Annotated in this window: 12 protein-coding genes and 1 pseudogene; 6 read left to right on the plus strand and 7 right to left on the minus strand. The window is 39.6% G+C overall.

Features of this window, described 5'->3' with window-relative positions; all coding sequences use genetic code 11:
- Positions 1 to 4: 4 nt before the first annotated feature.
- Positions 5 to 106, minus strand: a pseudogene (locus AHMF7605_RS31290) (IS982 family transposase); the annotation flags it as partial.
- A gap of 431 nt (positions 107 to 537) precedes the next feature.
- Positions 538 to 2,568 carry a hypothetical protein gene (locus AHMF7605_RS29205; protein WP_106933794.1) on the minus strand — a complete coding sequence of 677 codons (2,031 nt, stop codon included), beginning with the start codon at positions 2,566 to 2,568 and terminating at the stop codon, positions 538 to 540.
- Positions 2,569 to 2,788: 220 nt separating this feature from the next.
- Here AHMF7605_RS29205 and AHMF7605_RS29210 point away from each other — a divergent pair, with 220 nt between their 5' ends.
- Positions 2,789 to 3,574 (plus strand): TIR domain-containing protein, encoded by a 786-nt coding sequence (locus AHMF7605_RS29210; protein ID WP_106933795.1) that lies wholly within the window; start codon positions 2,789 to 2,791, stop codon positions 3,572 to 3,574.
- Between the two features lie 295 nt (positions 3,575 to 3,869).
- Here the strand turns inward: AHMF7605_RS29210 and AHMF7605_RS29215 are convergent, their stop codons facing one another.
- The 4 genes from AHMF7605_RS29215 to AHMF7605_RS29225 all read right to left on the minus strand — a co-directional run bounded on the left by AHMF7605_RS29215 (position 3,870) and on the right by AHMF7605_RS29225 (position 5,684).
- On the minus strand, positions 3,870 to 4,715 hold the full coding sequence (locus tag AHMF7605_RS29215) for a DUF3800 domain-containing protein (RefSeq protein ID WP_106933796.1): 846 nt from the start codon (positions 4,713 to 4,715) through the stop codon (positions 3,870 to 3,872).
- A gap of 105 nt (positions 4,716 to 4,820) precedes the next feature.
- Positions 4,821 to 5,285, minus strand: a complete 465-nt coding sequence (locus AHMF7605_RS29220) for a recombinase family protein (RefSeq protein WP_317046591.1) — start codon at positions 5,283 to 5,285, stop codon at positions 4,821 to 4,823.
- A complete protein-coding gene (locus AHMF7605_RS31030; RefSeq protein ID WP_317046589.1) occupies positions 5,270 to 5,485 on the minus strand; it encodes a recombinase family protein in 216 nt (71 codons plus the stop codon). The genes AHMF7605_RS29220 and AHMF7605_RS31030 overlap by 16 nt, the downstream gene beginning before the upstream one ends.
- Positions 5,478 to 5,684 (minus strand): hypothetical protein, encoded by a 207-nt coding sequence (locus AHMF7605_RS29225; protein WP_106933663.1) that lies wholly within the window; start codon positions 5,682 to 5,684, stop codon positions 5,478 to 5,480. The genes AHMF7605_RS31030 and AHMF7605_RS29225 overlap by 8 nt, the downstream gene beginning before the upstream one ends.
- A gap of 112 nt (positions 5,685 to 5,796) precedes the next feature.
- On the opposite strand from AHMF7605_RS29225, the gene AHMF7605_RS29230 reads away from it, so the two are divergent.
- The 5 genes from AHMF7605_RS29230 (at position 5,797) to AHMF7605_RS29250 (ending at position 9,621) form a co-directional block, all read left to right on the plus strand.
- Positions 5,797 to 6,462: a recombinase family protein gene (locus AHMF7605_RS29230; RefSeq protein ID WP_106933797.1), complete on the plus strand. Its 666-nt coding sequence runs from the start codon at positions 5,797 to 5,799 to the stop codon at positions 6,460 to 6,462.
- A gap of 40 nt (positions 6,463 to 6,502) precedes the next feature.
- Entirely contained in the window at positions 6,503 to 6,949 is a 447-nt protein-coding gene (locus tag AHMF7605_RS29235) for a protein-disulfide reductase DsbD domain-containing protein (RefSeq protein WP_106933798.1), read from the plus strand.
- Between the two features lie 90 nt (positions 6,950 to 7,039).
- Positions 7,040 to 7,369: a type II toxin-antitoxin system HigB family toxin gene (locus AHMF7605_RS29240; protein WP_233219338.1), complete on the plus strand. Its 330-nt coding sequence runs from the start codon at positions 7,040 to 7,042 to the stop codon at positions 7,367 to 7,369.
- 55 nt (positions 7,370 to 7,424) lie between these two features.
- Positions 7,425 to 7,799: a helix-turn-helix domain-containing protein gene (locus AHMF7605_RS29245; RefSeq protein WP_106933800.1), complete on the plus strand. Its 375-nt coding sequence runs from the start codon at positions 7,425 to 7,427 to the stop codon at positions 7,797 to 7,799.
- A 265-nt stretch (positions 7,800 to 8,064) separates the two neighbouring features.
- Complete coding sequence (locus AHMF7605_RS29250) at positions 8,065 to 9,621, plus strand: IS1182 family transposase (protein ID WP_449369333.1); 1,557 nt, start codon at positions 8,065 to 8,067, stop codon at positions 9,619 to 9,621.
- Between the two features lie 147 nt (positions 9,622 to 9,768).
- Here the strand turns inward: AHMF7605_RS29250 and AHMF7605_RS31245 are convergent, their stop codons facing one another.
- Positions 9,769 to 11,613 (minus strand): PAS domain-containing sensor histidine kinase, encoded by a 1,845-nt coding sequence (locus tag AHMF7605_RS31245; RefSeq protein WP_394336245.1) that lies wholly within the window; start codon positions 11,611 to 11,613, stop codon positions 9,769 to 9,771.
- Positions 11,614 to 11,624: the final 11 nt, after the last annotated feature.

Genomic DNA, 11,624 nt, shown 5'->3' on the forward strand with positions numbered 1-11,624 from the left:
GTAATTAGAAGACCTGGTTAAGGGTATAAGCAAGGATAAAGAAGATAAGTTTAAAGATAAAGCCATTAAGAGTAACGGTATGAATCTTCTTAGGAAAGAAGTTTGTGTCTAGTCCTGATTATGTTGGCCAAATTCGTCTCGCGAAACGGTTGTGGCTGTTGCACAACTTTGTTTTAAGCCTGACTGATTTCACAGTCTGAACTTATTGCCACCCCGGGAGTACTTTCCTGGTTGTAAAGAGGGTAGTAAAAGCGATAAAATAGCTAGCAAAGACATTTTGCTGCTCTTTAACCAGTGCAAGGGCTTGGCTTACTACTCTTCTTTAACGGCTACCATTAATCAGGTAGTTGTGCAACAGCCACGACGGAATAAAGAGATTAAAAAAACACCTGATAGCATCAGGCTTTTCCCATAATATATATCTTTTAAAGCCATCTCATAAATGAATGTTGAGATATAATTTATGAGATGTGATTTACGAGAATTTTATTACAAAAAGTTAAGTGACACTAATGCAAAAAATTAATATAAACAAGATTAAACTTTTGCTACTTCTTTAACGGATGACGTTAAGTAAATTTCTTTTTCATGCAGTTGAGAAATGAGGAGTAGTTGAGGTTTATTATTTAAGTTGTGTTTGAATATTTTAAATACAACAACAAAGTCGTTATTTTTATTAAGAAGATTTTTTTCAATATCTAATGCATTATCTTCTAAAGCTATAGTTACCTGTTCCGTGCCAAGGGTCGAAAGTCCTCCTGCTAGATAATATATTCTGTTATTTAATGATTGTCTTGCAAATATAGCATAGTCAAATTCATCTTTCTCTTCTCTTGAAAATACATTAGGGTACTGTAATATTTCAAGATTATAAAGGTGATTGTCTATATTCCTGCTAATGCTACAAAGTTTATTAAATGTAAGTAGTTGCTCTGATAATTTATTATGGAATAAGCCTATGGAAATAACACGTTTTAACCTTGAAATATTAGAGAGTTTATCATATTCATAATAAGCTTTATCTTCGTATGAAATTTCAAGTTTTTTAAAAAAGGTTATAAATTCCTCTTTAGCATTAATGTCAGCTATTGAGATTAAATCTCCTAACTTAGAATTAGGTATATTTTCCTTATGCATGAAGAAAATAATATCAGAATTGATAAAAATAGACTTTAGAGGGTGGGGATTTTGTTCTTTAGCAACCTGATACTCACATAATTTTTCAAATACATCTAAAAATATTTCGCATAAATCCTTATCATCTGTTTCAAAGCTTGCAGTACTTTGGCCAGAACCAATATTATAGTAGTTAGTGAATATAACAACTGCTTTCCATTTACCTTGTTTACTGCGTTTTACTGGACTGCTTAAGAAAAATTGGAAGGGAATATAATCTAGAGGATAGAAAATTTTATGGCTATGCTTTTCCTTTAAGTTTTCAATCAACTCCGCATCCTTATCGATCAATTTATCACAAAATATTTCTAATATTTTCTCATCCGTATAATCCTTAAATTCTTTGCCAGGTTCAGGCATATTTTTGGTTGCATAGACAAAAAGGTTTTCGTCAAATTTATCTTTATTTATTCGCACGTATCCTTCGTTATTCTTTCGTATAAAAAAAGCTTTTTTATTCTTTAAAACTCGGGATATTACAAAGGATCTTAATTTAGAAGGTTTAAATATTTCCGGATTATTTAACTTTGTATTACTTAGCACTCCGATTCGTAAGGAGTTGGGTATTTTACTTGAAGGAAAATTGGTGAGCTTATTTGTAATTTCAGCTTGAGCTTCTTCAAGTTTCGCTAGATACTGATTATATAAATCCTTACTTTTAAAGGTCAAGTACTTTTCATTTTCATGATCTGGATTAGTTTTTATTATATTACTAAGTTCTTCTCCTTCCTCCCGTGCAGCTATTCCAATATTATGTACTAGAAAGGCACCATAACTGGTCATGTATGTTAAAATAGTGAGCTGATTGTTGGAGCTTTCAGCATGATCAATTACGCCTTTTATAGCTTTAAATCTTCCTTTAAGATCATCTATTTTAGTTAATGAAGTAACTCTAGAAATAATTTCTCCAATTTTCTCTTGCATTACATTTGCTCCAGATACTATATCTCCAATTTGCTTCTGCATGTCTGGTGCCATCTTAACTATTTCCTCGAGTTTAGATTGCATGTCACCCGCTACTTTCCCTATCTGCTTTGCATCCGTACTTATACCATTAATTTGGTTTGTTAATATTGTTTTTTCTCGTTCATTTTCCTTTTTTACAATATAATATATAAAGAAACCTACTATTATTCCTATAAACCCTAGTAATGCTCCAATAACATCAAGATGTGACAATACATTATATTCTAGCGTATCAATCTCTAACCCTGATGGATGTTGATAATTATTCCATGCAAAGTATTTAAAGTATCTTATTAGGATATATAAGAAGATAAGTGACATTAGTGTAATTGCTAGAATTAATATATTTCTAGCTCTTGTAGGCTCTTCTTTTAAAGTAGAATATTCCCAATTAGTATTATGGTTATCGATTGGTTGATCAGACATAAGATTGGAGTTCTAAATGTTTAAATTTTGTATAATTAACTAATTCTTAATTAATTATAAATAAATTTTTATATAATAATTTATTATTTTAAGTACTATGCGAAGCACGGACCTATAATGAAAGAAAATTGACAGTTTTACCTTACTTTTAATGCAGTTAATAACTAAATAAATCAGGCTAATGGGAATTAGCCAAGATGGTTGCTTAACCTTCCTGTGAATGCATTTAGACAAAACGAAGCTTCGTTTATTAATAGATAAAGTAGAGAGATTGAGTGTATCAATACCTAATAACTTCTATCCTAATAATAAACCATCACCCAATATAGCTCAACAATTAAAGGCTAGTCTTGCAAGTTTGTCGAGTTGGTTATATAAACATCCTAGTTTAAACAATGGAGCAACCTATGGGAAAAAAATTGCTGAATTAAAAAGCAAACTTCCGGATACAATTCGCTCTGGCACTTGGTTTCCGGAGAAAGAGGCAGCTGAGCTGAAGACTGGCTTACTAGCTCTCTTAAGATTAATTAACCGAGAAAATAAATCTATATTTATTGTTCACGGCCGTGATTTACAGATGCGAGAGGCGGTACAAAGTGCTTTGCGCGGTTTAGCTCTGCCAACTGTAATCTTGGAGCGAGAAGATGATAATGGACAAACGGTCATTGAGAAGTTTATAAAAGAAGCTGCCCGGTGTGAATATGCGGTGATCCTTTACTCGGCTGACGACGAAGGAAGGCTGCGTTCCAAAGGCCGGAGTAAAGAAACACCTTTACGATTACGAGCCAGGCAGAATGTTGTCCTTGAATTAGGTTATTTTTTAGGTAAGTTAGATAGGAAAAACATCTTTGTCTTACATTCCGAAGAATCTATTGAACAACCTAGTGATTTTGTAGGAGTAGTATACCAATCGTATGACAAAGCTGGCAAATGGAAAGCTAAATTAGTCCGAGAATTGAAAACAGCAGGTTTCAAAATTCCCACTAAATTTTCTGATAGAATTTAAATACATATACCACTAGTTTAAGCTTCTAAGCACTGATAAGTATAAAGCTTTAAAGTATTTTACAAATCTACGACGTTCGTTATTGGTAGGTGAAATTGTTCTTGTCCCATAATCGCGAATGAATAAACGAGCTTTACAGAGGCAGGAAATTCTATGGTTTCTTTCAGCTAATAGACTGAGAGGCTTTAATATAAAGTAGTAGTAAAACTTGTATTTTTAATATACGTACACTACTTTTGTAATGCTCTGGTACCCCGAACACCTAAGTTCCACTTAGGAAGCTGACGTAGGGATATCAGAGCTTATTTTTTTTATTCCCTTTAAACATAGTCTCATCTATTTCATAATCTCTACTTATAAATCTCCAATGCCTGTAGGGACCATTCCAGGTATCACTATCAGAATCTCTTCCTGTTGAAATCCCAATATTAAATCTGGGTTTAATTTGGCAGATGCGATTGTAGATGTGTTTATATAATTTTTCCTTTGCAATAGTTCTTTTTCCTCTTCTATGTTTTCCCGGAGGTATCTCTTTATGTTTATCATTTAAACGAAAAACCATTGCGCCCAATAAAATGTCCAGACATTGCATTATTACATGTTTCTTAGAATCAACTTCAGAGATATAATCTCTCTTAATTATGATATTTTTTTCTTTAAAAGAAGGCGTATCCTGAAGCTGATGTACATAATTCTTAAAAATATCACACTTCTCCTTAGTCTCTGGAAGAAGATCAAAATAAAGCCTTAAGTAGATTGGGCCATCTTTATCGTTGCAATATTGCAATCCAAAAGAATGTTTTATTAATTGATAATAGAGAATAAAGAATTCGTCTTCTTTGTGTTGATCTGTTAACCCAACTGGGGAATAACCATTTTGGGTGAATAAGATCCGGATCTTGACTTTATTTTTTACAATAAGGTCAAAGAACTTATCCATTACGGCTAGGTATTTACTTAAATAATTTTCAGTGACTTTTTGCCATTTTAGCTCGTTGAAAAGATTATTCTCCTGGAACACCATCCTAAGAGTATGTTCAATATCTTCTTTATCTGGACCCTTAACTAAAGCAGCTCCATAAAAGTTTGAAAAATGCTTTCCTTTCTTATCTGATTCATCACAATAAATATGATACTCCATCTATAACTCTTGATTTCTACGCGCAGTTAAAACTATATAAAGATACTATTTCTTATTTATAGGCCAGTTATCTTATATATTAAAGCATGACTAATATTAAGATGGTTAAACTTTTAAGCGTTCAAATATCCGTTGTACTTGAATTGCCTGAAATCTGCCACCACGACTAGCTCTGAAGCCAGCTTCATTAAGCTTTTCAGCAATAGCTACCCAATTTAGTCCCTGTGCCCGGTAGAGATTCACCATGGCAGCGGCCCGCTTGTTGTTTTCGTTAGTCACTGCTTTTTGTCGCATCACCTGAGCACCGGCTACCCGGTTCTGGTAGGTTAGGTTTTCCGGCTTACCTAATTTTACACCCTGAGCAATCTTAACTTGGAGAGCTGCTTTGGTCCGGCTACTGATGAGCTCCCGTTCGTGTTGGGCTAACACCGCAAATATTCCAATAGTTAAAGTATTGGCATCCGGCATATCAGCACAGACAAAATCAACCCCGCTATCCTTCAAGGTAAAAATAAAAGAAGCGTTACGGCTAAGTCGATCCAGTTTGGCAATAACTAAAGTGTCTTTAATTTCCGGGCCTGCTCAATGGCGGCGATCAGCTGAGGCCGGTTGTTCTTTTTCCCGCTCTCTACTTCGATGTATTCACTGGTAATCTTCTCTCCTTTCAGGAAAGCAGCAACAGCATACTGCTGAGCTTCCAAGCCCAATCCACTTGCCCCTTGCTTAGCAGTACTAACCCGGTAATAGGCTATATATTTTTTATTACCCATAGTTTTCTGATTGCAAGTATTGAATTATCCCATCTAGCTTATAAAGCAGTTCCTGGGTAGTGATACTAATAACCCCTTGTTGCTTTTCTGCTTCCAACTTCCCGAGCAAACAATAATGAAGGTGTTTAATTTCTGCTAAATCCAGAGATGCATTAAATTTGATATCCTTGTCGCCTGGTTGGATGTAGTAGAAATTCATAAGATCCGGAATATATATAGGATAAAAGTACGCTATTTAACTCATTTTACAAATCATAAACGCTCGTTTATGATTTGTAAAACTAGTAATTTCTCCTTATTTTTAGTTCAAGATGGAGAAAAAGTATGTTGCTTATTACCGGGTAAGTACTGCCAAGCAAGGAGCCTCGGGATTAGGCCTGGAGGCGCAACAATACGCCGTGGCTAGTTTCTTGAAAGGACAAAAGATTACCAGTGAATACGTCGAAGTAGAAAGTGGTAAGAAAAACAACCGGCCGCAACTGATCGCGGCCATTGAACAGGCCCGAAAAATTAAAGCTACTTTAGTTATTGCCAAACTGGATCGGCTCAGCCGGAACGCTTCTTTCATTTTTACTTTGAAGGATAGCGGGGTTGATTTCGTTTGTGCCGATATGCCCGATGCGAATACTTTAACGATTGGCATCTTCGCGGTACTGGCCCAGCACGAACGGGAGTTGATCAGCAGCCGAACCAAGGCCGCACTCCAAGCGAAGATTGCCCAGGGTGCCAAATTAGGGAAACCGGAAAACTTAACCTATCAGGATCGGGTTGCTGGCGCTCGGGCATTAAAAGAGAAAGCAAGTACGAACCATAATAATAAAAGAGCGGCCGCCATGATCGAGCTTTACCGTTCCAAAGGTTTGAGTTGGCTGGCCATTGCTGGTAAATTAAATGAAGCTGGCTTCCGAGCTAGCCGGGGTGGGGAGTTTCAGGCGGTCCAGGTGCAAAGAATTTATCAACGTATAGTTACCATCTAGCCGGTCAAAATAGCCGGTTGGTATATAAACAAGGAATCTAATGAAAAACCTAATTGTAATTATAAGTGCGCTTTTTATTGGCGCTACTACTTCTGGCCAAATACTAAAGCCGGTAACATGGTCTTATGCCGGAAAAAAAACGGCAAATAAGGAAGGTATTATTTATATGAAAGCCATCATTGAGCCGGGATGGCATATCTATTCCCAACAGGTGGCAAAAGGAGGGCCGGTAAAAACTGGTTTTACTTTCAATCCTTCCAAAGCATATAAGTTGGTGGGTAGTCCCCAAGAACCAAAACCAGTCACTACGTTTGAAAAAGTATTCAACATGCAAGTCAGCTATTTTTCTAACTCGGTTATATTCCAGCAAAAGGTTCAATTTACGAATTCTCCGGTAGTAGTTACAGGTAGTATCGAATACATGGCGTGCAACGACCAGAAATGTTTGACTCCGGAAGAGGTAGATTTTAGTATCCCCCTTAAATAGGGCTATTCTTCAAATTTTCACAACGCATGAAGTTATAAAGGATAAAGAATAGTGATATAAAGTTGTCAATTCGACAACTCGTTGTTATCTTTGTCGTATACCGCCAGTAATACCATAGAAGCATCAATGAATGTTATTAGTTATCCAACCATTAAGGCCTACTTTGAACAACACGCTGCTGCTAAAGCTTATTTGTTAGATTGGTATTATACCACTAAAAAAGCCACTTGGAACAATGTAAATGAAATGCGGGCAGATTTCCCTAGTGCAGAAATGGTGGTAGATAGCAAAGTTGTTTTCAATATAAAGGCTAATGATTTTCGCCTAGTTGCTATTGTGTTTTTCCGAGTTAAAAGAGTTCAGGTAATATGGATTGGAACTCACGCGGAGTATGATAAAATAAAAATAAAAGACCTTTAAAAAAGGTTTTTAGAGTACTAAATTGACTTTACAACATCTTAACGCCCTTTTAGAGATGGAAACAAAATTAATTCACAACGAAGCGGAATATCAGGCAGCATTGAAAAGAATCCGGGAACTGGGAGAGCCGGAGAAAGGAAGCCCGGAAGATGAAGAAGCAGAAATTTTAACCATGCTGCTGGTTAAATTCGAAGAAGAAAATTATCCGGCAGAAGAACTTGATCCTATTGAGTACCTGAAAACCAGAATGGAAGTTTTAGGGTTAGCGCAAAACGACTTAGTGCCCTACTTTGGAAACAAAGGAAACGTTTCCAAGGTGTTAAACCGCAAACGCCCCTTAAGTCTGCAAAACATCAGAGCCTTAAAAAAAGGGCTAGGATTGTCTGCTGATGTTCTAATATCTGGTTCTGATTATGCGATGTCAGCCTAGTGTGACCTAAATTGATCTCCAAGCCTCTTAGAAATAAGGGGCTTTTTATTATTTATCTTTTTTAGATAAAGCCCCATTCTTCAAACTCATCTCATAAATAAAAAATTAACGATGATTTTTGAGATGGTCTTATGACACACAAATCCAACAAAAAAGACCTGGCAGAACCAAGCCTTTCTCTATATCATTTTTCCGTCGTGGCTGTTGCACAACTACCTGATTAATGGTAGCCGTTAAAGAAGGTTACCAATTAATCTTTGATGTTATGCAAGGCAAGAAGGTATTTGCCGAGGAGAAGGTGCTGCTCTTCTCCCTCTCGGCGCACGTGCCGGAACACAACTTTTACCGACGGTTGAAACAAGAGGTGGATCTGGATTTTCTCTACGAACTTACCCAGCCCTATTTCGGGCGTTGTGGCCAACAGTCGATTGACCCGGTAGTTTTCTTTAAGCTCTGCTTAGTGGGTTACCTGGAGAATATTGTCTCGGACCGCCAGCTTATCGAACATTGCAGCCTGCGACTGGACCTGCTTTACTTTCTGGACTATCACTTAGACGAGCCCTTGCCCTGGCACTCCCCGGTGAGTCGTGCCCGTCAGCTCTATCCCGAGGCCCTGTTTGAATCGTTGTTTGATAAAGTTTTTCGCTTGTGTGTCGAGAAAGGCATGGTAGTCGGTCGTAGGCAGGCCATCGACTCGGCACCGGTCAAGGCTAATGCTTCCATGGACAGCCTGCTTCTAAAGCAACCGGCTGGGTCTGCGAAAATGTATGTGAATCAGATAACTATAGAGAATAGTTCAGCCGCCGAAGAGTCAAATAGAAATAAAAACAGCAAACCAGAGCAATTTATTTCTGCTCCCGAGCATCAATTAAGAAAGCTGAAAAAGCACCAAGATCAGCTAAAAGAATCTCCTAAAGGTTTGGGAGGCAATTACGAGAAGGCCCGGCTGGTAAGTAATAAAACTCACTATAGTCCTACTGATGGGGATGCCCGTATATCGGTCAAACCAGGTAAGGCTAGAAAGCTCAATTATCATTGCAGTCTGGCGGTAGATACAGCCAAAGGCGTCATCAGCCATGTGCAGGCCGACTTGGCGGATGGTAGAGATAGCCAGTATCTGCCCGCTATTACCTTGAAATTGCAGCGGCGGTTACTAGACAATGAGCTGCTTCTACAGGAGTTGTTGGCCGATAGTGGGTATTCTAATGGAAGCAACTACTCCTTTTTAGAGCAAAGAAAGATAATCGGCTGGATACCCGTGTTTGGCCAGTACAAACCGGAAATTGAAGGCTTCCCTTACAATCAACAGCAGGACCAGTTCACCTGTCCGGCCGGTAAAATACTCTCCTTTAAAACCGTTGACACCAATGCGGAGGGAGGATTACTAAAAATCTACCGGGCTACCTACCAGGACTGCAAACAGTGTCCTTTGAAATCCTCTTGTGTTCCTAAAAGCCCATGCCGACAAATTACCCGCACCGCTTACGACCCAGAGTATCGGCGGGCACAGGCAAGGCAGCAAAGCAGAAAGGGGAAGCGGATGAAGCGGCTTCGGCAAAGCACCGTGGAGCCCGTCTTCGGCAGCTTAATTCATTATTATGGGCTACGGCAAATAGGGGTGCGAGGCAAAGCCGGGGCGCACAAGGTGATGTTACTGGCCGCTACTGCCTTCAACCTGAAAAAATATATGAAGTTCAAGCCAGTGAAAGTAGTAAGCCAAGCCCTTGCACTGGTTAAAGAGCAGCAAAATGTCTTTGCTAGCTATTTTATCGCTTTTACTACCCTCTTTACAACCAGGAAAGTACTCCCGGGGTGGCAATAAGTTCAGACCGTGAAATCAGTCAGGCTTAAAACAAAGTTGTGCAACAGCCACCGTCCTTTTACGAGACAAAGTTTGTCATGACTCATCCTGAAAAACGTCGACCTATGACCAAGATAGTCTGGACATACCCAAATAAATTCTATAAACTTAATTTATACTGGTAATTGGAATTTGGACAGTTATCTGGGTACCTTTACCGCCGGCGGGAGTGTTTATGGCAAAGGTACCATTCAATAGTTTTATCCGATCCTGAATAGTACGAAGCCCAATACCACTCTTTTTACCAGGTTCTGGGTTTATTCCTTTGCCATTATCGCGTACTTTCAGGATTAATTCGCCCTCTTCCTGCATTAGCAGAATATCAACACTAGTCGCCTCGGCGTGTTTGGTTACGTTGGTTAGCAATTCCTGGCAGATGCGGTACATAGCCAGTTCCAGGTAAGATTCCAGCGGGTATTCCATTTCCTCCGCATCGCAATTTACCTCGATTGAACTCTGTCTGTATTGTTTGCATAAATCCTCTACCGCTCTGGTCAAGCCGAAATCCTTTAGTACAATTGGCACTAACTCGTGCGATACCCTCCTGGTTTCCTGAATAGCTTCATCCAGTAGTTTTTTGGTAATTTTTATTATATCGGATGACACGTGCGGAGCCACCTGGTCCAGATTCAGTTTCGTGGCGTACAACAGCTGACCTACCCCGTTGTGTAAAGATTCGGAAATCCGGCTACGCTCTTCTTCCTGAGCAGCCAGAATACCCAGCAACAAGGCTTTTTGCTGATTCAGCCGCATCTGCAGGTTTTCTTCTTCCAGGCGTTTTACTTCCGAAATATCCAGATCAATGCCTAATACTTTAAGGGGTTCTCCTTGTTCGTTGCGCAGCACCACGGCTTTAATCCGGAAGGTAAGTACCTGGCCGCTTACCCGCAGGCGCAGCGTTTCCTCTAAGGGTTCATGTTTTTCCCGCAAATGATTTACCACCCGCTGCGCAATAGGTTGATCTTCTTCTATTACGTATTCCAGGTAGGTTTCCGGGTTTACCGGGCTGCCTACTGGCAGATTAAACAAGCGGTACATGCCTTCACTCCAGCCAAAGGTGCCGGCCGCAACATCGTACTCCCAACTACCTATGCGCGCTACTTCTTCGGATTGCTGCAACAGCATTAAGCTTTGTAATCGTACCGCTTCGGCTTTCTTAAAGGGAGTAATATCCTTCGTAGTAAGGATGACCCCATTGTGATGCTTTACTAAGGTAAGATAAAACCAGTTATCCGGAAACGGCTCATAAGAATAGTATTGCTCCTGCTCATAAGCCACGCCGCTTTCCACCACTTGTACCATCCGGTCAAAAACACCGGATAAAACAATCCCGGGGCTTTGCTGGCGCACACTTTTGCCCACTACCTCGCCTAATTGCTCTATGGCCTGGCGATTGTTCATTCGCCAGGTAAAGTCTATGATGGTGCCGGTGACATCCCGAACAGCATCAAAGACCTGAATGACATCCAGCGAACTGTCCATGACGGATTGCAGGAATTGCCGGCCCTGAATTATCTCCAGCTCCGCTTTTCGTATCTGGGTAATATCCCGGGCAATAGCCAATACTGTTTCCACTTTACCAGCAGCATTTTTTTCCGGCGAAATACGCGAATAAAAGTACCCCTCGCCGTCTGGGGTGGGTAAAGGATTAAAGTGTTCTACTGGTTTGCCGTCTTCAAATGCCTTCTGCAAGCTATCCATGTAAGGCAGGGCTATTTCCTCGGGCAGCCCCATGTCGCTAGGAGTTTTACCCAGTAAGTGCTCTATACTAAGGCCGGTTTTGCTCTCGTATTCGGGGTTGGCAAATACCAGCTTGGAATCTTTATCCCATCGGGTTATCACATCCGGGGTATTTTCAACTAAAGTAAAATATTGGTCCCGGCTGGTTTTTAACTCTGCCGTGCGCTGCTGCACCTCGTCTTCCAGTTGGGTCCGGTACTTTTCTTCCGCCATGCGCAAGGCCT

Origin of the sequence: Adhaeribacter arboris, from assembly GCF_003023845.1 — a bacterium.
In the GTDB taxonomy this organism is placed as follows: domain Bacteria; phylum Bacteroidota; class Bacteroidia; order Cytophagales; family Hymenobacteraceae; genus Adhaeribacter; species Adhaeribacter arboris.